The sequence below is a fragment of the Pseudomonas sp. BS3782 TE3695 genome, from assembly GCF_050435305.1.
Taxonomy (GTDB): domain Bacteria; phylum Pseudomonadota; class Gammaproteobacteria; order Pseudomonadales; family Pseudomonadaceae; genus Aquipseudomonas.
The window spans coordinates 1011282-1031958 of sequence record NZ_JBNDKB010000001.1 but is presented as its reverse complement, the minus strand read 5'-3'; the positions used below and the strand labels follow the sequence as shown (position 1 = coordinate 1031958).

The 20677-nt window shown below is 59.6% G+C and carries 20 protein-coding genes and 2 pseudogenes; 10 read left to right on the top strand and 12 right to left on the bottom strand.

Annotated elements, in window-relative coordinates:
• Positions 1–39: 39 nt before the first annotated feature.
• From ABH909_RS04585 to dadA, 5 genes are all read right to left on the bottom strand, one after another.
• On the bottom strand, positions 40–453 hold the full coding sequence (locus ABH909_RS04585; protein WP_429430830.1) for a c-type cytochrome: 414 nt from the start codon (positions 451–453) through the stop codon (positions 40–42).
• Positions 454–635: 182 nt separating this feature from the next.
• On the bottom strand, positions 636–1184 hold the full coding sequence (locus tag ABH909_RS04580) for a cupin domain-containing protein (protein ID WP_018927504.1): 549 nt from the start codon (positions 1182–1184) through the stop codon (positions 636–638).
• Between the two features lie 129 nt (positions 1185–1313).
• Positions 1314–2387, bottom strand: coding sequence for an alanine racemase (alr, locus tag ABH909_RS04575; protein WP_429430828.1), 1074 nt, complete (start codon positions 2385–2387; stop codon positions 1314–1316).
• 97 nt (positions 2388–2484) lie between these two features.
• On the bottom strand, positions 2485–2838 hold the full coding sequence (locus ABH909_RS04570) for a RidA family protein (protein WP_123499481.1): 354 nt from the start codon (positions 2836–2838) through the stop codon (positions 2485–2487).
• On the bottom strand, positions 2810–4114 hold the full coding sequence (dadA, locus tag ABH909_RS04565; RefSeq protein WP_429430826.1) for a D-amino acid dehydrogenase: 1305 nt from the start codon (positions 4112–4114) through the stop codon (positions 2810–2812). The genes ABH909_RS04570 and dadA overlap by 29 nt, the downstream gene beginning before the upstream one ends.
• Positions 4115–4270: 156 nt before the next feature.
• On the opposite strand from dadA, the pseudogene ABH909_RS04560 reads away from it, so the two are divergent.
• A pseudogene (locus tag ABH909_RS04560) lies at positions 4271–4760 on the top strand (Lrp/AsnC ligand binding domain-containing protein).
• A 99-nt stretch (positions 4761–4859) separates the two neighbouring features.
• Here the strand turns inward: ABH909_RS04560 and ABH909_RS04555 are convergent.
• Positions 4860–5213 (bottom strand): YkgJ family cysteine cluster protein, encoded by a 354-nt coding sequence (locus ABH909_RS04555; protein WP_007894729.1) that lies wholly within the window; start codon positions 5211–5213, stop codon positions 4860–4862.
• A gap of 148 nt (positions 5214–5361) precedes the next feature.
• Between ABH909_RS04555 and ABH909_RS04550 the strand changes: the two genes are divergently transcribed.
• Complete coding sequence (locus ABH909_RS04550; RefSeq protein WP_429430824.1) at positions 5362–6675, top strand: NAD(P)/FAD-dependent oxidoreductase; 1314 nt, start codon at positions 5362–5364, stop codon at positions 6673–6675.
• 104 nt (positions 6676–6779) lie between these two features.
• Here ABH909_RS04550 and ABH909_RS04545 read toward each other — a convergent pair whose 3' ends face one another.
• Positions 6780–7025 (bottom strand): DUF1127 domain-containing protein, encoded by a 246-nt coding sequence (locus tag ABH909_RS04545; RefSeq protein ID WP_429430823.1) that lies wholly within the window; start codon positions 7023–7025, stop codon positions 6780–6782.
• A gap of 179 nt (positions 7026–7204) precedes the next feature.
• On the opposite strand from ABH909_RS04545, the gene ABH909_RS04540 reads away from it, so the two are divergent.
• Together ABH909_RS04540 and ABH909_RS04535 are read left to right on the top strand one after the other, a co-directional pair.
• Positions 7205–8626 carry a PLP-dependent aminotransferase family protein gene (locus ABH909_RS04540; RefSeq protein ID WP_429430821.1) on the top strand — a complete coding sequence of 474 codons (1422 nt, stop codon included), beginning with the start codon at positions 7205–7207 and terminating at the stop codon, positions 8624–8626.
• Between the two features lie 56 nt (positions 8627–8682).
• The gene (locus tag ABH909_RS04535) at positions 8683–10263 is read left to right on the top strand and encodes a phospholipase D family protein (protein ID WP_429430819.1); all 1581 of its coding nucleotides are present in this window, start codon (positions 8683–8685) and stop codon (positions 10261–10263) included.
• Positions 10264–10345: 82 nt separating this feature from the next.
• Here ABH909_RS04535 and ABH909_RS04530 read toward each other — a convergent pair whose 3' ends face one another.
• Positions 10346–11488 (bottom strand): MFS transporter, encoded by a 1143-nt coding sequence (locus ABH909_RS04530; protein ID WP_429430817.1) that lies wholly within the window; start codon positions 11486–11488, stop codon positions 10346–10348.
• 190 nt (positions 11489–11678) lie between these two features.
• Positions 11679–13172, bottom strand: a complete 1494-nt coding sequence (locus ABH909_RS04525) for an aldehyde dehydrogenase (RefSeq protein ID WP_429430815.1) — start codon at positions 13170–13172, stop codon at positions 11679–11681.
• Between the two features lie 227 nt (positions 13173–13399).
• Here ABH909_RS04525 and ABH909_RS04520 point away from each other — a divergent pair, with 227 nt between their 5' ends.
• The gene (locus ABH909_RS04520) at positions 13400–13762 is read left to right on the top strand and encodes a cupin domain-containing protein (protein ID WP_429430814.1); all 363 of its coding nucleotides are present in this window, start codon (positions 13400–13402) and stop codon (positions 13760–13762) included.
• Positions 13763–13953: 191 nt separating this feature from the next.
• Here the strand turns inward: ABH909_RS04520 and rpmG are convergent, their stop codons facing one another.
• Together rpmG and rpmB are read right to left on the bottom strand one after the other, a co-directional pair.
• Positions 13954–14109: a 50S ribosomal protein L33 gene (gene rpmG / locus ABH909_RS04515; protein ID WP_007894709.1), complete on the bottom strand. Its 156-nt coding sequence runs from the start codon at positions 14107–14109 to the stop codon at positions 13954–13956.
• An 11-nt stretch (positions 14110–14120) separates the two neighbouring features.
• Positions 14121–14354 (bottom strand): 50S ribosomal protein L28, encoded by a 234-nt coding sequence (rpmB, locus tag ABH909_RS04510; RefSeq protein ID WP_007894701.1) that lies wholly within the window; start codon positions 14352–14354, stop codon positions 14121–14123.
• Positions 14355–14798: 444 nt separating this feature from the next.
• Here rpmB and ABH909_RS04505 point away from each other — a divergent pair, with 444 nt between their 5' ends.
• Entirely contained in the window at positions 14799–16385 is a 1587-nt protein-coding gene (locus ABH909_RS04505) for an ABC transporter substrate-binding protein (RefSeq protein ID WP_429430812.1), read from the top strand.
• Positions 16386–16521: 136 nt separating this feature from the next.
• Here ABH909_RS04505 and radC read toward each other — a convergent pair whose 3' ends face one another.
• Entirely contained in the window at positions 16522–17196 is a 675-nt protein-coding gene (gene radC / locus ABH909_RS04500) for a RadC family protein (RefSeq protein WP_429430810.1), read from the bottom strand.
• Positions 17197–17331: 135 nt separating this feature from the next.
• On the opposite strand from radC, the gene coaBC reads away from it, so the two are divergent.
• The 4 genes and pseudogenes from coaBC to ABH909_RS04480 all read left to right on the top strand — a co-directional run.
• On the top strand, positions 17332–18540 hold the full coding sequence (gene coaBC / locus ABH909_RS04495; RefSeq protein ID WP_429439747.1) for a bifunctional phosphopantothenoylcysteine decarboxylase/phosphopantothenate--cysteine ligase CoaBC: 1209 nt from the start codon (positions 17332–17334) through the stop codon (positions 18538–18540).
• A 5-nt stretch (positions 18541–18545) separates the two neighbouring features.
• The gene (gene dut, locus ABH909_RS04490; RefSeq protein WP_007894692.1) at positions 18546–19001 is read left to right on the top strand and encodes a dUTP diphosphatase; all 456 of its coding nucleotides are present in this window, start codon (positions 18546–18548) and stop codon (positions 18999–19001) included.
• 65 nt (positions 19002–19066) lie between these two features.
• A complete protein-coding gene (locus ABH909_RS04485; RefSeq protein WP_063342131.1) occupies positions 19067–19267 on the top strand; it encodes a hypothetical protein in 201 nt (66 codons plus the stop codon).
• Positions 19258–20661 (top strand): annotated as a pseudogene (locus ABH909_RS04480) (phosphomannomutase/phosphoglucomutase); the annotation flags it as partial. The gene ABH909_RS04485 and the pseudogene ABH909_RS04480, both read left to right, overlap by 10 nt.
• Positions 20662–20677: the final 16 nt, after the last annotated feature.

The window sequence follows — 20677 nt, the reverse complement described above, 5'->3', positions numbered from 1 at the left end:
AAAAAGCCGCTCGAAAGCGGCTTTTCATTGAAGACAGACTTATTTCAAACCGGACATCTTCTGGATGGCACCCTTGAGATCAGCATCAGAGCAATCGGCGCAAGTGCCTTTTGGTGGCATCGCGTTGACGCCGGAGATTGCTTTCGCCAGCAGGCCGTCGAGGCCACCTTCTTTCTTGGCGCGCTCGCCCCAGGCTGCAGCATCACCGACTTTCGGTGCACCCAACAGGCCGGTGCCGTGGCATGCGTTGCAATGTTTTGCAATCACTGAGTCAGGGGTCTTGGCATCACCGCCCCCCGCAGACGCAGCGACTTCCATCCCCTTGCACTCTTTGCCCTGCACACACACCTGGCCAACGGGTTCAAGACGTTTAGCGATATCGTCGTTGGTCGCAGCTTGTGCGCTGACTGCCCAAAGGGCCAATACGGTTGCTGGTGCGGCCAGCATTTTCATAATTAGGTTCACGCGTACACCCTCAATGGTGGCTAGTCACGCCCACGGCCACGGTTCGCAGGCGGGCGCAAGTATAGCGGTAAGCCCGTCACACTGAAACAACCCCAAAGTCGAAGGGGTCTTGTCGTGGGAAGGAAATACAACAAGGGCGTCTGCGCAATCCGGGCAGGACGCCGCTTCTCTTAGAAATTTGCCGGGGTGGCTGCGCTGATTAGTCGCGCCGGAGCATCGAACGGATTACGGAAACGGTGTGGCTTGGTACTTTCAAAGTAGTAGCTGTCGCCGGCTTCGAGCACAAATGTTTCGAGCCCGACCACCAATTCCAGCCGCCCTTCCACCAGAATTCCAGTCTCCTCGCCCTCGTGGGTGAGCATCTCCTCGCCCGTGTCGGCGCCAGGCGGATAGATTTCGTTGAGGAATGCAATGGCCCGGCTCGGGTGAGCCCGACCGACCAGTTTCATGGTCACTGCCCCATCGGAAATATCGATCAGCTCGTGAGCCTTGTAGACGATCTGAGTCGGTTTTTCCTGCAGGATTTCTTCGGAAAAGAACTCGACCATGGACATGGGAATTCCGCCCAGAACCTTCCTCAGCGAACTGATCGAGGGGCTGACGCTGTTCTTCTCGATCATCGAAATGGTGCTGTTGGTAACACCCGCACGTTTGGCGAGCTCACGCTGGGAAAGACCTTTGAGCTTACGGATCGATTGCAGTCGTTCACCGACGTCCAATGCTGGAGCCTCCAGGGATTCAGGTTTGCAGGAATATTGAGCGTTATCATGGCGACAGCGTTCAGTATTTACAACACTTGGGCCTGAATCCTGTTTGGCGAAGCGACTCTCGGTCGGGCATGTGATTCGTCAGGCCCCGGAATAGAGCCGCGGCACCCGATGCAGGTTGCAGAAGATCTGGTAAGGAATCGTGCCCGCAGCCGTCGCGACGTCACTGGCGAGGATATTTTTGCCCCACAACTCGACGGGCGAACCGAGGCCGGCTTGCGGCACATCAGTCAGATCGACGCAAAGCATGTCCATCGATACCCGACCCAATAACTGACTACGCTGCCCGGCCACCAACACCGGCGTACCGCTCGGTGCCTGGCGCGGATAACCATCGGCATAACCCATTGCCACCACACCTACGCGCATCGGCTTGGCGGTGACAAATTTCGCGCCGTAGCCTATTGGCTCGCCAGCAGGCAGTTCGCGCACGCTAATCACTTTCGATTCCAGGGTCATCACCGGTTGCAGGCGAGACGCCACGGCATTAGCCTCTTCGAACGGTGTCGCGCCATAGAGCATGATGCCCGGGCGCACCCAATCGCTCGGAATCTGTGGCCAACCGAGCACCGCCGGTGAATTACGCAGGCTGATTTCAGCCGACAAACCCCGACGCGCCGCCTCGAACACCGCAACCTGCTCGGCGCAGCTCTGGCAGTGCAACTCATCGGCGCGGGCGAAGTGACTCATCAGCACGATCTTCGCCACTTTGCCGCTGGCCAGCAGCCGTTGATAGGCCGCCTGGTAATCCGCCGGGTGCAAGCCAACCCGGTGCATGCCCGAGTCGAGTTTGAGCCAGATTGTGATCGGTTTGCTCAGCGCGGCTTTTTCGATGGCCTCGAGCTGCCACAGCGAATGCACCACGCACCAGAAATCATGCTCGACGATCAGCGACAGCTCGTCGGCTTCGAAAAAACCTTCGAGCAACAACACCGGCGCACGAATGCCGGCGGCACGCAGCTCCAACGCTTCTTCGATGCAGGCCACGGCAAACCCGTCCGCCTCGGCTTCCAGCGCCTGGGCGCAGCGTACCGCGCCATGGCCGTAGGCATCGGCCTTGATCACCGCGAGGGCCTTGGCCCCGGTCACTTCGCGGGCGAGCTGGTAGTTGTGGCGCAGGGCTTGAAGGTCGATCAGGGCACGGGCTGGACGCATGGCGGCAGACTTCTAGTCAGTCAATTGAAAAAAACCGGCGCTGGCTGACAGCGTGAACCGCCAACAGCGCCGGGAGAGGGATCTTTCTGGCTGAGCGTTATGGCAGCGCGGCGACAACCGACAGCTCGACCAGGATTTGCGGTTCGCACAGCTTCGATTCAACCGTCGCGCGGGCCGGTGCGACGCCTTTTGGCAGCCACTGGTCCCACACCGAATTCATGCCTGCGAAGTGCGCGTCGATGTCTTTCAGGTAAATCGTCACCGACAGCAAACGGCTCTTGTCGGTCCCGGCCAGATCCAGCAAACGCTCGATGTTGGCGAGGGTTTCACGGGTCTGCTGTTCAATCCCGGCGCTCATGTCATCGCCGACCTGCCCTGCCAGATACACCGTACTGTTGTGAACAACGATCTGGCTCATGCGCTCATTGGTGAGCTGGCGCTGGATTGACATGTTTTGCAGACTCCTGAAGTTTGTTGCCATAACGAGAAATATCGAGGCCTTCGGCGCTGATCTGCGGCGTCTTCTTCGCCATCAGGTCAGCCAGCAAACGACCGGAGCCACAGGCCATGGTCCAGCCGAGCGTGCCGTGGCCCGTATTCAGAAACAGATTTTTGAACGGCGTGGCACCGACAATCGGCGTGCCGTCCGGAGTGGTCGGACGCAGGCCGGTCCAGAAACTCGCCTGGGCCAGATCGCCGCCCTGAGGATAAAGGTCGTTGACGATCATCTCCAGGGTTTCGCGCCGGCGCGGGTTCAACGACAGGTCAAAACCGGCGATTTCCGCCATGCCGCCGACGCGGATGCGGTTGTCGAAACGGGTGATCGCGACCTTATAGGTCTCGTCGAGAATGGTCGACGTCGGAGCCATCGCCGGGTTGATGATCGGCACGGTCAGCGAGTAACCCTTGAGCGGGTACACCGGCGCCCGGATGCCCAGCGGCTTGAGCAATTGCGGCGAGTAACTGCCCAGCGCCAGCACGTAGCGGTCGGCGGTTTCCAGCTTGCCGTCGATCCACACGCCGTTGATGCGATCACCGGCGAAGTCGAGGCGCTGGATGTCCTGGCCGAAACGGAATTCCACACCCAGTTTCGTGGCCATCTCGGCCAGGCGGGTGGTGAAGATCTGGCAGTCGCCGGTCTGGTCGTTCGGCAAGCGCAAGGCACCAGCGAGAATGTCGGTGACGCTGGCCAGGGCCGGCTCAACCCGGGCAATGCCGGCGCGGTCGAGCAATTCGAACGGCACGCCGGACTCTTTCAACACGGCGATGTCTTTGGCGGCGCCATCAAGCTGCGCCTGGGTGCGGAACAGTTGGGTAGTTCCCAGGGTGCGGCCTTCGTAGGCAATGCCGGTTTCGGCGCGCAATTCGTCGAGGCAGTCGCGGCTGTACTCGGACAGGCGCACCATGCGCTCCTTGTTCACCGCATAACGGCTGGCGGTGCAGTTGCGCAGCATCTGCGCCATCCACAGGTATTGATGGATGTCGGCGGTGGCCTTGATCGCCAATGGCGCGTGACGCTGCAACAGCCACTTGATGGCTTTGAGCGGCACACCCGGCGCGGCCCACGGCGAGGCATAACCCGGCGAAACCTGCCCGGCGTTGGCGAAACTGGTTTCCATGGCCGGCGCTGGCTGACGGTCGACAACCGTCACCTCAAAGCCAGCCCGTGCCAGATAATAGGCACTGGCGGTACCGATGACGCCGCTACCCAAGACCAGAACGCGCATTTTCATATCCCTCATCGCGGCTTACCGCTGACGTTTAGTGTGCAGACCGAAGATGTGGGCAGTTTAAAAAAGATTAGCCAGTGCTTTTCACTATATAAGTGCCTATATTTGGCGACAATTCTCGGCAAAAACCCTTTTCACGGAGGCGCATCCCCTATGCGGACCAACACTCAGACCAAACGTGAGCTGGACAAGATCGACCGCAACATCCTGCGGATCCTGCAGGCGGACGGGCGCATTTCCTTCACCGAGCTGGGGGAAAAGGTCGGCCTCTCCACTACGCCCTGCACCGAACGGGTACGGCGACTGGAGCGCGAAGGGATCATCATGGGCTACAACGCGCCGTCTGAATCCGCAGCACCTGAAGGGTAGCCTGCTGGTGTTCGTCGAGATCAGCCTCGACTACAAATCCGGCGATACTTTCGAAGAGTTCCGACGCGCGGTGCTAAAACTGCCCCACGTGCTGGAATGCCATTTGGTGTCAGGGGATTTCGATTACCTGGTGAAAGCACGGATTTCCGAGATGGCCTCGTACCGCAAACTGCTGGGCGACATCCTGCTCAAGCTGCCGCATGTGCGCGAATCCAAGAGCTATATCGTGATGGAAGAAGTGAAAGAGAGCTTGAACCTGCCGATTCCGGACTGAAAAGCAAAGATCAAAAGATCTCAGCCTTTGGCAGCTCCTACGGGTGTACGCGTTCCTCTGTAGAAGCTGCCGAAGGCTGCGATCTTTCAGCTGGCGACGCTAAACCAACACCTGTCGGGTAGAAGCCATGTATTCATGAATCTGCTTCTCGACCCGCGGATGGATCAGCTCCACCGGCCGTCTCCCGTTAGGGCATGGCAACGTTTTGGTGGTACCGAACAGCCGACAGATCAGCGGTCGTTCGTCATACACCGTGCAGCCATTGGGGCCCAGATGGACGCAATTGAGTTCATCCATCGCCGCATCCTGCTCGGCCCGGGTCTTGCGCGGCAGGCGGGACATTTCTTCGGGCGAGGTGGTCACCGGCCCACAGCAGTCATGGCAGCCGGGCACGCACTCGAAAGAGGGAATCTGTTGGCGCAGTGTGCGAATTTTCTGACTGTTGCAACTCATCGAAGCGGTGACCGAATACGAAATAGACCGGGATTCTGACGCAAAAAACCCGATCCAGACAGCGCCAACCGACCGGTGTTGCCCGCGTCCGAAGCGGCGGCTTATGCTCCGTCAACTTTTTCAAACACATGCACCCAGGATGACGCACATGAACGCCCCCGTTCAGCAACCTGCCTCGAGCCATCAACACGCAGCCTCTTATTACGCCGCCAGCAGCCTGCCGCAGCCCGATCTTGCGGTGCTCACAGGTGAGCTGGTGGCGGACGTGTGCGTGGTGGGCGGCGGGTTCTCCGGGCTGAACACCGCCCTCGAACTGGCCGAACGCGGCTTCAGCGTGGTGCTGCTGGAAGCGCACAAGATCGGTTGGGGCGCCAGCGGACGCAATGGCGGGCAGTTGATTCGCGGTGTCGGCCATGGTCTCGACCAGTTCGCCAACGTGATCGGTGCAGACGGTGTGCGTCAGATGAAATTGATGGGTCTGGAAGCGGTGGAAATCGTCCGACAGCGGATCGAGCGCTTTCAGATCCCTTGCGACCTGACCTGGGGCTACTGCGACCTCGCCAACAAGGCTCAAGAGCTGGAAGGCTTCGCCGAAGACGCCATCGAGCTGCACAGCCTCGGTTACCGCTACGAAACCCGTCTGCTACAAGCTCACGAAATGCACAGCGTGGTGGGTTCCGATCGCTATGTCGGCGGTTTGATCGACATGGGCTCCGGGCATCTGCATCCCTTGAACCTGGCACTCGGCGAAGCGGCAGCCGCCGGGCAATTGGGCGTGAAGCTGTTCGAACAATCGGCAGTGACCCGCATCGATTACGGCCCCGAGGTCAAGGTCCACACCGCCCAGGGTACGGTTCGCGCGAAGACGCTGGTGCTGGGTTGCAACGCCTACCTCAACGATCTCAATCCGCAACTCGGCGGCAAAGTGCTGCCCGCCGGCAGTTACATCATCGCCACCGAACCCTTGAGTGCCGAACAGGCTCACGCCTTGTTACCGCAAAACATGGCGGTCTGCGATCAACGGGTGGCGCTGGATTATTACCGACTCTCGGCGGATCGACGCTTGCTGTTCGGCGGCGCCTGCCATTATTCAGGGCGCGACCCGAAAGACATCGCCGCGTACATGCGACCGAAGATGCTGGCGGTGTTTCCGCAACTGGCCGGGGTGAACATCGACTATCAATGGGGCGGAATGATCGGCATCGGCGCCAATCGCCTGCCGCAGATCGGCCGGCTCAAGGAGCAGCCGAATGTGTATTACGCCCAGGCCTATGCCGGTCATGGGTTGAATGCCACGCATCTGGCGGGCAAGTTGTTGGCTGAAGCCATCAGCGGTCAGCAGAGCGGTGGTTTCGATCTGTTTGCCAAGGTGCCCCATATCACCTTCCCGGGTGGCAAGCATTTGCGTTCTCCGTTGTTGGCGCTGGGGATGTTGTGGCATCGGCTCAAAGAACTGGCCTGACCCCCGTAGGAGCTGCCGAAGGCTGCGATCTTTTGATCTTGTTTCAAGAGCAACATCAAAAGATCGCAGCCTTCGGCAGCTCCTACGAGGGACCGCGGTGCATCTCACAGACGCCAGAACGGCTTAAGCCCCTCCTCCCGCGCCTGCTCACGACTCAATCCGACATCCCTGAGCTGTTCCGGCGTCAGCGTCAGCAACGCCTTGCGCGTGTGCAGACGATGCCAGAACAGACCCCAGCGACCCAGGCCGGACGGTGCGTTGCGCATCACCGCCTCGCGTGCACCGTTTTTTTGCCCTGCCGCCAGTTCCTGACTGTGTAACGTCAGCCGCACATCGCTCAAGCCGTTCATTTTCATTGCTCCTGTTTACTTGGGTAGCCAGAGCTTTCATGATGCGCGGGCGGCGAAAAGCATTACAGATTCAACGGCGGTGTATTAACTCCATACAGATTTTCCGTTTCAGCGTCTGAATCACACATTTTTGCCCCATCTGTACTGGTCAACCGAATCACCCACACAGAGACTGCGCCATGACCCTTTACGTCAACCTCGCCGAATTGCTCGGCACGCGTATCGAACAGGGCTTCTATCGCCCCGGCGACCGGTTGCCCTCGGTGCGGGCACTGAGTGTCGAACACGGGGTCAGCCTGAGCACGGTGCAGCAAGCCTATCGAATGCTGGAAGACGTGGGTCTGGCGATGCCTAAACCCAAGTCCGGTTACTTCGTACCGGTGAGTCGCGAGCTGCCGGAGCTGCCAGCGATTGGCCGGCCGGCCCAACGACCGGTAGATATTTCGCAGTGGGATCAAGTGCTGGAACTGATCCGCGCCGTACCGCGCAAGGACGTCGTGCAACTGGGGCGCGGCATGCCGGACATCACCACGCCGACCATGAAACCACTGCTGCGCAGCCTGGCGCGAATCAGCCGTCGGCAGGACATGCCCGGTCTGTATTACGACAACATTTACGGCACCCTTGAATTGCGCGAGCAGATCGCGCGCCTGATGCTCGATTCCGGCTGCCAGTTGAGCGCCAACGATCTGGTGATCACGACCGGTTGCCATGAAGCACTGTCCACCAGCATCCGCGCCATTTGCGAGCCGGGTGATATCGTCGCCGTGGATTCGCCGAGCTTTCACGGCGCCATGCAAACGCTCAAAGGCCTGGGCATGAAAGCCCTGGAAATCCCCACCGATCCGCTCACCGGCATCAGCCTCGATGCGTTGGAGCTGGCGTTGGAGCAATGGCCGATCAAAGCCATACAGTTGACCCCCAACTGCAACAACCCGTTGGGCTATATCATGCCGGAGGCGCGCAAACGTGCGCTGTTGACGCTCGCACAGCGTTTCGACGTAGCGATTATCGAGGACGATGTGTATGGCGAACTGGCCTACACCTACCCGCGCCCGCGCACGATCAAATCCTTCGACGAAGACGGTCGCGTCCTGCTCTGCAGTTCTTTTTCCAAGACCCTGGCACCAGGCCTGCGCATTGGTTGGGTCGCACCGGGCCGTTATCTGGAACGAGTGCTGCACATGAAGTACATCAGCACCGGTTCCACCGCGCCGCAACCGCAGATTGCGATTGCCGAGTTTCTCAAGGCTGGGCACTTCGAACCGCATTTGCGGAAGATGCGCACGCAATACCAGCGCAACCGCGACGCGATGATCGACTGGGTGACCCGCTATTTCCCCGCTGGCACCCGGGCCAGCCGTCCGCAAGGCAGCTTCATGCTGTGGGTCGAACTGCCGGAGGGCTTCGACACCCTGAAACTCAATCGGGCACTGCATGACCAAGGCGTTCAGATTGCGGTCGGCAGTATCTTTTCCGCCTCGGGCAAATACCGCAATTGCCTGCGGATGAACTACGCTGCCAAAACAACTCCGCAGATCGAAGAAGCCGTGCGCAAGGTCGGTGCGACAGCCATCAAACTGTTGGCGGAAACCGACTGACCTTTCTTCGGGATGCGGCGTCCATATGCTAACCGCCACCATCCGGAATACGCTCCGTGAGAATCAGACAGCCCCTGCTTGCTCTTCTGTTACTCGCCTCGCTCCTCGGTGGTTGTACAACACTCAATGTCCCCCGCGAACCGAGTCAGGCCCTGCCCGCGGCCGATTCGGCGTTCGGTCGCTCGATCCAGGCCCAGGCAGCCCCCTATAAGGGCCAATCGGGCTTTCGCTTGCTCTCCGACAGCGCCGAGGCTTTTACCGCGCGCGCCGAGCTGATTCGCAACGCCCAAAGCAGCCTCGATCTGCAGTACTACATCGTCCATGACGGCATCAGCACACGAATACTGGTGAGCGAATTGCTCAAGGCCGCCGACCGCGGCGTGCGGGTGCGGATTCTGCTCGACGACACCACCAGCGATGGCCTGGACCGAATCATCGCAACCCTCGCCGCACATCCGAAGATTCAGATCCGCGTGTTCAATCCGCTGCATCTGGGCCGCAGCACTGGCGTTACGCGAACCATGGGCCGGTTCTTAAACCTGTCGCAGCAACACCGGCGCATGCACAACAAACTATGGGTGGCGGACAACAGCGCGGCGATCGTTGGCGGACGTAACCTGGGGGACGAGTATTTCGATGCCGAGCCCAACCTGAATTTCACCGACATCGACATGCTTGGTTTCGGCCCGGTCGCCGAACAGCTGGGGCATAGCTTCGACCAGTACTGGAACAGTGCCCTGAGCAAGCCGATCGAGCAGTTTCTCTCGACAAAGCCGACAGCCAGGGATCTGAAAAACACCCGAACCCGACTGGACGAATCCCTGGAGGAAACGCGCAAACAGGATCATGCGCTTTATCAGCAGTTGATGGCCTACACCACTCAGCCGCGTCTGGATGCCTGGCGTCGGGAGCTGATCTGGGCCTGGAACCAGGCATTGTGGGACGCGCCGAGCAAGGTGCTGTCCGAGGGCGAACCTGACCCGCACTTGTTGTTGACCACCCAGTTGGCGCCCGAGCTCAATGGGGTCAGCAAAGAGTTGATTATGGTCTCGGCCTACCTCGTACCCGGCCAACCGGGGCTGGTTTACCTGACCGGTCGCGCCGATGCCGGCGTATCGATCAGTGTGCTGACCAACTCGCTGGAAGCCACCGACGTACCGGCCGCGCACGGTGGTTACGCACCTTATCGCAAAACCTTGCTGGAGCATGGAGTGCAGCTGTTCGAATTGCGCCGTCAGCCCGGCGACAATGGAGACAACGGTAGCGGACCGAGTCTGTTTCACAGTGGCAGCAGCTCCTCCTACCGTTCCGACTCCAGCCTGCACAGCAAGGCGATGATTTTCGACCGACAGAAAGCTTTTATCGGCTCGTTCAATTTCGACCCGCGCTCGGTACTGTGGAACACCGAAGTCGGGGTCCTGGTGGACAACCCACAGCTCGCCGGACGGGTACGTGAACTGGCACTGGAGGGCATGGCGCCTGCCCTCAGCTATCAGGCCCGGCTGGAAAAGGGTCAGATCGTCTGGGTCACCGAAGACGACGGCAAGCAGCGCATATTGACCAAAGAACCGGGAGGTTGGTGGCGACACTTCAATTCATGGCTCAGCAGCATGGTTGGCCTGGAGCGGATGTTGTAGCTTGAATTGCCAGGATCTCAGCTTCGCAACTCCGGGATCACAGTTCAACTGTAGGAGCTGCCGAAGGCTGCGATCTTTTGATCTATGCCGGCCGAACCACACCAAACGCCCCTTGCCGCGATACCAGAATCACCAGCCCCAACGCGCCCGCCGCCATCAGTAACGGCAAGGCATGCCCGCTGATCCATTGACTCCCGGCACCGGCCGCCAAGGGCCCGATCAGGCAACCAATTCCCCATAATTGTGCGATATGGGCATTGGCGCGCACCAAGGCATCGTCGCGATAACGCTCGCCAATCAAGATCAGCGACAAAGTGAACAAACCGCCGGCACTGGCGCCAAACAATACCCACAGCGGCCAGATCAACAGCGTGTCGATCAGCAATGGAATCGCCAGACTCGACAGCAACAAGAGCATCGCGCAACCGGTAAACAATGTACGTCGCGACAAGCGATCGGCCAGCGCGCCAATCGGCAATTGCAGCAAGGCATCACCCACCACGACGGTACTGACCATCGCCAAGGCGATTTCCGTGGTGAAGCCCTGACGCAGGCAATAGACCGGCAGCAAGGTCAGGATCATCGCTTCGAACGCCGCGAACAGCGACACCGCCCAGGCAATCGCCGGCAAGCCGCGGCAGAAGGTCAACAAGTCACCGAGGGTTACGCTGCAAGCTTCGCTGGTGGGTGCGCCGCCGCGGCCCAACAGCAGGAACGGTGACGTCATCAGCAAACCGACGCCGACCCAGAAACCATAATCATGCTCCGTGCCCAACGCCCCCAACAGTAACGGCCCGGCCAGCTGGCTCAACGCGTAACTGCTGCCATACAACGCCACCAGTCGACCGCGCCATTGCTCGACCACCAATTGGTTGATCCAGCTTTCACCGAGGATGAAGACGAGGGTCAGGATCACCCCGATCATCAACCGCAACACCAACCAGACCGGATAGCTCGGCCACACGGCCAATAACCCGATGGACACCGCCCCGGCCCACAGGCACAGGCGCATCAGATTGGCCGTGCCAAACCGGGCCGCGAGGTGGCTGGAAATCTTCGCCCCCAGCAGTACGCCAATGGCCGGCATCGCCGCCATCACGCCGATCGCGAACGAGCCATAGCCCCAGCCTTCCAGACGCAGCGATACCAACGGCATGCTGACACCCAAGGCCAGGCCGACACTCAAGACAGACGCCAAAACGGCGAAATACGTCGCCCAACGCATGTTTCCACGCTCCTGTGGATTTTTTAACAGACTACACAAAGCAAATGTGGGAGCGGGCTTGCTCGCGAAGAGGCCATCACATCCAACATCAATGTTGGCTGTTACACCGCCTTCGCGAGCAAGCCCGCTCCCACAGGGAATCTGCGTCGTTCAGGAGCCCGATTTACTACCGGGCTCCCTCACTGGCTTATTACAACTTGATCCAGGTCGCCTTCAGCTCGGTGTACTTGTCGAACGCATGCAATGATTTGTCGCGACCGTTGCCCGACTGTTTGAAGCCACCGAACGGCGCGGTCATGTCGCCGCCGTCGTACTGATTGATCCACACGCTACCGGCACGCAAAGCCTTGGCGGTCAGGTGAGCCTTGGAGATGTCGGCGGTCCAGACGGCAGCGGCCAGGCCGTAAGGCGTGTCGTTGGCGATCTGGATGGCTTCTTCAGCGCTGTCGAAGGTGATGACCGACAACACCGGACCGAAGATTTCTTCCTGAGCAATTTTCATCGCGTTGCTCACACCGTCGAAAATCGTCGGCTCGACATACGTGCCCCCAGTTTCCTGCAGGATGCGCTTGCCACCAGCCACGAGTTTGGCGCCGTCGGTATGACCCGACTCAATGTAAGACAGCACAGTGTTCATCTGCTGGGTATCCACCAGCGCACCGACGTTGGTCGCCGGGTCCAGCGGGTTGCCCGGCTTCCAGGTTTTCAGGGCCTCGATCACCAGCGGCAGGAATTTGTCCTTGATCGAACGCTCGACCAGCAGGCGCGAACCGGCGGTGCAGACCTCGCCCTGGTTGAAGGCGATGGCACCGGCGGCGGCTTCGGCGGCGGCTTGCAGGTCCGGCGCATCGGCAAACACGATGTTCGGGCTCTTGCCGCCAGCTTCCAGCCAGACGCGTTTCATGTTCGATTCGCCGGAGTAGATCAACAGTTGCTTGGCGATCTTGGTCGAACCGGTAAACACCAGCGTGTCGACATCATTGTGCAGGGCCAGTGCCTTGCCGACGGTGTGGCCGTAGCCCGGCAGCACGTTCAGCACACCTTTCGGAATACCGGCTTCAACGGCCAGCGCTGCAATGCGAATCGCCGTCAGCGGCGATTTTTCGGAGGGCTTGAGGATTACCGAGTTACCGGTGGACAGCGCCGGGCCGAGTTTCCAGCAGGCCATCATCAACGGGAAGTTCCACGGCACGATCGCACCGACCACGCCGACCGGCTCACGAGTCACCAGACCCAACTGATCGTGCGGGGTGGCAGCGACTTCGTCGTAGATCTTGTCGATGGCTTCACCGCTCCAGCTCAGGGCTTGGGCCGCGCCGGGAACGTCGATGTACAGGGAATCGCTGATGGGCTTGCCCATGTCCAGGGTTTCGAGCAGGGCCAGCTCTTCGGCGTGCTGTTTGAGCAGGCCGGCAAAACGAATCATGGTGGCTTTGCGTTTGGTCGGCGCCAGGCGCGACCAGGCGCCGGAATTGAAAGTGGCACGGGCGTTGTCAACGGCACGCTGGGCGTCGGCAGCATCACAACTGGCGATCTTGCCCAGCAGACGGCCATCGACGGGGCTGATGCACTCGAAGGTCTCCCCAGAGACTGCATCGGTGTATTCGCCGTTGATGTAGGCGCGGCCTTCGATCTTCAGATCGCGAGCCCGTTGTTCCCAGTCGGCACGAGTCAGGGTGGTCATTCGAGTGTCCTCCTCTTATTGAATACGAGTGCCCCGCGTTCTATGCGGGCGCTGTCAGGAATTCTGCCCGGCCAGCCTGCTTTTCGGCTCAAGGCAACCGTTACCCTAAACCAGCGGCCGGTGAAGTTTCAATATATTTGACACAAGGCGGGCAAACGGCCTTGCGATGTTCATTTTAATAAACATAGACTTTCAATTTTCCAGCGCAATCACGGGGGAATACCAGCATGAGCATTCAGGATATCGTCGATTTCAGCCAGGCCAACACCCAGCCCGATCGTTATCGGCCCGACCCTGCAAAAGTCCTCAAGGGTGACCCCGAGCAAGCGGTGTACAACCACTACAATAGCCCGTGCGGCCAAATGAGTGCGGGTGTTTGGGAAGGCGAAGTCGGCCAGTGGCTAGTGAACTACACCGAGCACGAATACTGCGAAATCGTTCAGGGGGTTTCAGTGCTGCGCGACGACGATGGCAATGCCAAGACCTTGCGTGTAGGTGATCGCTTCGTGATCCCGGCAGGCTTTCGTGGGACTTGGGAAGTGCTGGAGCCTTGCCGCAAGATCTACGTGGTGTTTGAACAGAAGGCTTGAGGAGTTGTGCTGCCCCGGCCGCCCCCTTCGCGAGCAAGCCCGCTCCCACATTTGATCTGCGTCGTTCACAAATCCAATGTGGGAGCGGGCTTGCTCGCGAAGGGGCCGGTCCAGGCAATACAAAATAGACAGACACAAAAAAGGCCCGTATCTCGCGATACGGGCCTTTTTCGTAAGTCGGGAAAAATCAATTACTTGATTTTGCCTTCCTTGTAGATCACGTGCTTGCGAACAACCGGATCAAATTTCTTGATCTCGATTTTGTCCGGAGTAGTGCGCTTGTTCTTGTCGGTAGTGTAGAAGTGACCAGTACCGGCGCTCGAAATCAAACGAATCAATTCACGCATGATTAGCTCCCTTAGATCTTGCCAGCTTTGCGGATTTCGGCCAGCACGACAGTGATGCCACGCTTGTCGATGATACGCATGCCTTTGGCAGATACGCGCAGACGCACGAAACGTTTCTCTTCTTCAACCCAGAAGCGGTGATGCTGCAGGTTCGGCAGGAAACGACGACGGGTTTTGTTGTTTGCGTGGGAAATGTTATTCCCAGTCACCGGACCCTTACCGGTAACTTGACATACTCTCGACATGCCTCAGCCCTCTAAAACCACATGCCCAACCCGGCATGGGTTGGCCGCTTAATCTCTCAGTCATTTGGCGCCAGGCGCCGCGTTTCTTTAGAGGTCTTACCGGCTACACCTACAGTGAAGGAACCGGGCCCCTAGAAAAGAGCGCTGCTTTATACCAGAAAGACTGGAGAGCAACAACATTCCGTGTGCGCGGACTTAATAAATTCCCCATTTTTCGGTCACCGGGCGCCTTGGATAAAGGCTGTCGCCGATCAAGACCGCTCGTCGCAGAAAATCGGCCACCCGACCGATTCCGGTTTTTCCTCGGTCCGCATCACCGAAACAAGCGCACATAGTCCCCTTAAAATGAAAAAGGGGATAGTCATTTGCAAAAGAGCCCACTAGGGTAAGCCTTTTCCAGACTGCACTTGCAGATGGGCCTTCGATCTGTAAAGGAATCCGACCATGCGCCTCGCTGCCCTACCGCTGCTGCTCGCCCCGCTTCTACTGAGCCCACAGGCTATGGCTGCCGCCCTGAGCGTGTGCACCGAAGCCAGCCCGGAAGGGTTCGATGTGGTGCAATACAATTCGCTGACCACCACCAACGCCTCGGCTGACGTGCTGATGGACCGCTTGGTGGACTTCGACACGGCCAGCGGCAAAGTGGTCGCCAGCCTGGCGGACAGCTGGGAAGTCACGCCTGATGGCCTGACCTACGTCTTCAAACTGCATCCGCAGGTGAAATTTCACCGCACCGAGTACTTCAGCCCCACGCGTGAACTGACCGCCGAAGACGTGAAGTTCAGCTTCGACCGCATGCTCGACCCGGCGAACCCATGGCACAAAGTCGCCCAGAGCGGTTTCCCGCACGCCCAATCGATGCAGTTACCCGCGCTGATCAAGAAGATCGACGCATTGGACCCGCTTACCATCCGCTTCACCCTCGACCACCCGGACTCGACTTTCCTGCCCACCCTGAGCATGGGCTTCGCCTCGATCTATTCAGCCGAATACGCCGACAAACTGCTGAAGGCCGGCACCCCGGAGAAACTCAACAGCCAGCCGATCGGCAGCGGCCCGTTTATCTTCACGCGCTTCCAGAAAGATGCCTCGATTCGCTACAAGGCCAACCCGGATTACTTCCGTGGCAAGCCGTCGGTGGACCCGCTGATCTTCGCCATTACCCCGGATGCCAACGTGCGCTTGCAGAAATTGCGTCGCAACGAGTGCCAGATCGCCTTGTCACCCAAGCCTCTGGACGTACGGGCCGCGCAGAAAGAACCCACCCTGAAAGTCGAAAAGACTGACGCCTTCATGACCGCATTCGTCGGCATCAACAGCCAGCATCCGCCGCTGGATAAACCTGAAGTGCGCCAGGCGATCAATCTCGCGTTCGACAAGGCCAACTATGTCAAAGCCGTGTTCGAAGACACCGCCGAACCCGCCAACGGCCCATACCCGCCCAATACCTGGAGTTACGCCAAAGGCTTGCCGGGCTATTCGCATGACGTCGAAAAGGCCCGTGCGCTGATGGCCAAGGCCGGGCTCAAGAATGGTTTCCAGACCACCATCTGGACCCGCCCTTCCGGCAGCCTGCTAAATCCAAATCCGAGCCTCGGCGCGCAGATGCTGCAGTCCGATCTGGCGGAAATCGGCATCCAGGCCGAAATTCGCGTGATCGAATGGGGCGAGCTGATTCGCCGCGCCAAGGCCGGCGAGCACGACCTGCTATTCATGGGCTGGGCTGGCGACAACGGCGACCCGGATAACTTCCTCACGCCGCAGTTTTCCTGCGCCGGGGTCAAATCCGGCACCAACTTCGCCCGCTACTGCAACCAGGATCTGGATAAACTGATCAGCGCCGGCAAGACCACCGGCGAACAAGGTGTGCGCACCAAGCTCTACGAACAGGCCCAGGCGCAGATCCAGCAACAGGCGTTGTGGCTGCCACTGGCGCATCCGACTGCGTTTGCGTTGACGCGCAAGGATGTCGAGGGCTATCAGGTCAGTCCGTTTGGCCGGCAGGATTACTCGAAGGTTAACCTCAAGTAATTAGCGTCACCACAAAACCTGTGGGAGCGGGCTTGCTCGCGAAAGCGGCCTATCAGTAAACATTGATATCGACTGACACGACGCCTTCGCGAGCAAGCCCGCTCCCACATTGGTTTCGTATTCTTCCGGCCTCCTCTCACATCCACCCATACTCGGCCATGGACAGCGGATCGCCGTCACCGACGATGAAATGGTCGAGCACCCGCACATCGATCAGGTCCAGCGCCTCTTGCAGGCGTTTGGTCAGCATTCGGTCGGCCTGACTGGGGTCGGGGTTACCCGACGGATGGTTATGGCACAGGATCAGCGCTGCGGCGTTATGGGCCAGAGCGCGTTTGACCACCTGCCGTGGATAGACGCTGGTGTTGTCGATGGAGCCGCGGAACAGCGCTTCGAACGCCAATACCCGGTGCTTGGAGTCCAGAAACAGGCAGCCAAACACCTCGTGGGGCTCATGGCGGAGCATCGACTTCAAATAATCACGCACAGCCTGCGGATTTTCCAACGCCGACTTGTAGCGCGAGCGTTCAGCCAAATGCCGCCTGCCCATTTCCTGAACGGCCTGCAACTGAGCGAATTTCGCGGGTCCGAGCCCTAATTGTTTGCTGAATGTTTTTTGATCAGCCTCCAGTAGCGAACGCAGGCCACCAAACTGAATCAACAAGTGTCGCGCCAGATCTACCGCACTTTTGCCGGATACGCCGGTACGCAAAAAAATCGCCAGCAGTTCGGCGTCCGAAAGACTCGCCGAGCCTAACTCCAGCAACCTCTCCCGCGGCCGCTCGGCTGCCGGCCAATCGCGAATGCTCATAACACCTCCATGTCTGTGGGCGCCGCTGTTCCGTAGCGGTCGCTGTGATATCGTAGCCCATCTTTTTTGCGGGCGATTTCACTCCTGGGGAGGGGGTATCGCCATGCAGTCATCAACGAAATGAAAGGCAGACCTATGCAGCGGCTGTATCGGAAACGCATCGTTCTGGGCGTCGGCGGCGGTATTGCTGCCTACAAGAGCGCCGAGCTGGTTCGCCGCCTGATCGACCAGGGCGCCGAAGTGCGCGTGGTCATGACCCGTGGCGGCAGCGAATTCATTACCCCGCTGACCATGCAGGCCTTGTCCGGGCATCCGGTCCATCTCGATTTGCTGGACCCGGCGGCCGAAGCCGCGATGGGCCACATCGAGCTGGCCAAATGGGCCGACCTCGTGCTGATCGCCCCCGCTACCGCGGACCTGATCGCCCGGCTGGCCCAGGGCATCGCCGATGACCTGCTGACCACACTGGTGCTGGCCACCGACGCGGTGGTCGCGGTTGCCCCGGCGATGAACCAGGCCATGTGGCGTGACCCGGCGACCCAGACCAATCTGCAAACCCTCGAAAGCCGCAACTTCAAAGTCTTCGGCCCGGCGTCCGGCAGCCAGGCCTGCGGCGACGTCGGCATGGGCCGCATGCTCGAAGCCACCGACCTCGCCCAATGCGCGGCAGACTGCTTCCAGCGCCAGGCGCTGACCGGCAAACACGTGCTGATCACCGCCGGCCCGACCCAGGAAAACATCGACCCGGTGCGCTACATCACCAACCACAGCTCCGGGAAAATGGGCTTTGCCCTGGCCGAAGCCGCGGTAGAAGCCGGCGCCCGCGTGACCCTGATCACCGGTCCCGTGCATCTGCCGACCCCGGATCGCGTCACGCGCATCGACGTGGTCAGTGCCCGCGACATGCTCGCCGCCTGCGAAGCGGCGATCCCTTGCGACCTGTTCATCGCCTCGGCTGCGGTCGCGGACTACCGCCCAGAAGTCGTCGCCCCACAGAAACTCAAGAAAGACCCTACGAACGGCGACGGCTTGTTGCTGCAGATGGTGCGCAACCCGGACATCCTGGCCACCATCGCCACCCGTCCCGACCGTCCGTTCAGCGTCGGCTTCGCCGCCGAAACCGAACACTTGCTCGATTACGCTGCACGCAAGTTGAAAGACAAGAACCTCGATCTGATCGTCGCCAATGACGTCGCGAACCCGAGTATTGGCTTCAACAGCGAAGAAAACGCCTGCAGCGTGATCGACCGTGAGCTGCACGCCACACTCTTCGCCCAGACCAGCAAGAGCAAGATTGCTCGCCAGCTGATCACTTTTATCGCCGAACGTCTGAACCAGGTTTAATTTACATGCACGCTTTGCAAGCCAAGATCCTCGACCCCCGCATCGGGACTGAATTCCCGCTGCCACAGTACGCCACGCCAGGCTCCGCCGGCCTCGACCTGCGCGCCATGCTGGAAAAAGACACCGTCATCAAGCCGGGCGAAACCCTGCTGATTCCGACTGGCCTGTCTGTCTACATTGGCGATCCCGGTTTGGCCGCGCTGATTCTGCCGCGCTCGGGCCTAGGCCATAAGCACGGCATTGTGCTGGGCAACCTGGTCGGCCTCATCGACTCCGATTACCAGGGCCCGCTGATGGTGTCCTGCTGGAACCGTGGCCAGACCGATTTCAACATGGTGGTAGGCGAACGCCTGGCACAATTGGTGCTGGTACCGGTCGTCCAAGCGCATTTTGAAATGGTCGAAGAGTTCGTCGAAACCCAGCGCGGCACCGGCGGTTTCGGACACTCAGGCAGCCACTGACCCTCGGCATTCAGGCCGGGAATGCTGCCCGGCCTGGCCTGCCCTCTGCATTTTAAGGATGAAAATTGCAAAGACGTCATCTGGAAGGTTTACCACTGGAAATCAAGGCATTGGCCGGCCAATTGCTCGCCGATGCTGATGGCATGGCCTTTACACACCACGAACTCTCTGCCGAAAACGCCGTCATACCCTTCAGTTTGAGCCAGCCCACGAGTTTTTCGCAGGCTTGTCCAGCCACTTTAGAGATGGAGCATTTCCAGAAATGAGCACCCCAGCCCAAGTCGCACCCACGTTCCCCGACAGCATCTTCCGCGCCTACGACATTCGTGGCACTGTCCCGGAATTCTTGAACGCTGAAACAGCTTATTGGCTTGGTCGCGCCATCGGCTCCCAAAGCCTGGCCCAGAACGAACCCAATGTGTCCGTCGGCCGTGACGGTCGCCTGTCCGGCCCGGAACTGGTGGAACAACTGATCCAGGGCCTGGCCGACAGCGGTTGCCACGTCAGCGACGTCGGCCTGGTGCCAACCCCTGCGCTGTACTACGCCGCCAACGTACTGGCTGGCAAATCCGGCGTGATGCTCACCGGCAGCCACAACCCGTCGAACTACAACGGCTTCAAGATCGTCATTGCTGGCGACACGCTGGCCAACGAACAGATCCAGGCCCTGCACGAACGCCTCAAGACCAACAATCTGAGCAGCGGCAAAGGCAGCATCACCCAGGTCGAGATCCTCGACCGTTACAACACCGAAATCGTCCAGGACATCAAATTGGCCCGCCGCCTGAAAGTGGTGGTCGATTGCGGTAATGGCGCGGCCGGCGTGATCGCTCCGCAGCTGATCGAAGCCCTGAACTGCGAAGTCATCCCGCTGTTCTGCGAAGTCGACGGCAACTTCCCGAACCACCACCCGGACCCGGGCAAGCCTGAAAACCTGGTCGACCTAATTGCCAAGGTCAAGGAAACCAACGCCGACCTGGGCCTGGCTTTCGACGGCGACGGCGACCGTGTGGGTGTTGTCACCAACACCGGCAGCATCGTCTTCCCTGATCGCCTGTTGATGCTGTTCGCCCGCGACGTCGTGGCGCGCAACCCGAACGCGGAAATCATCTTCGACGTCAAATGCACCCGCCGCCTGATCCCGCTGATCAAGGAATACGGTGGTCGGCCGCTGATGTGGAAAACCGGTCACTCGCTGATCAAAAAGAAAATGAAACAGTCCGGTGCCCTGTTGGCCGGCGAAATGAGCGGGCACATCTTCTTCAAGGAGCGCTGGTTCGGTTTCGACGACGGCATTTACGCCGCCGCACGGCTGCTGGAGATCCTCAGCAAGGAAAAATCCACCGCGGAAGAGTTGTTCGCGACCTTCCCGAACGATATTTCTACGCCAGAGATCAATATCCATGTGACCGAAGAGAGCAAATTCAGCATCATTGATGCATTGCACGATGCGCAATGGGGCGAAGGCGCCGACCTGACCACCATTGACGGCGTGCGAGTCGACTATGCCAAAGGCTGGGGCCTGGTTCGCGCTTCCAACACCACACCGGTGCTGGTACTGCGCTTCGAGGCCGATGACGAGGCTGAACTGCAGCGCATCAAGGATGTGTTCCACGTCCAGCTGAAGCGCGTTGCACCTGATCTCCAATTACCGTTTTGATCTATAGAAACACCCG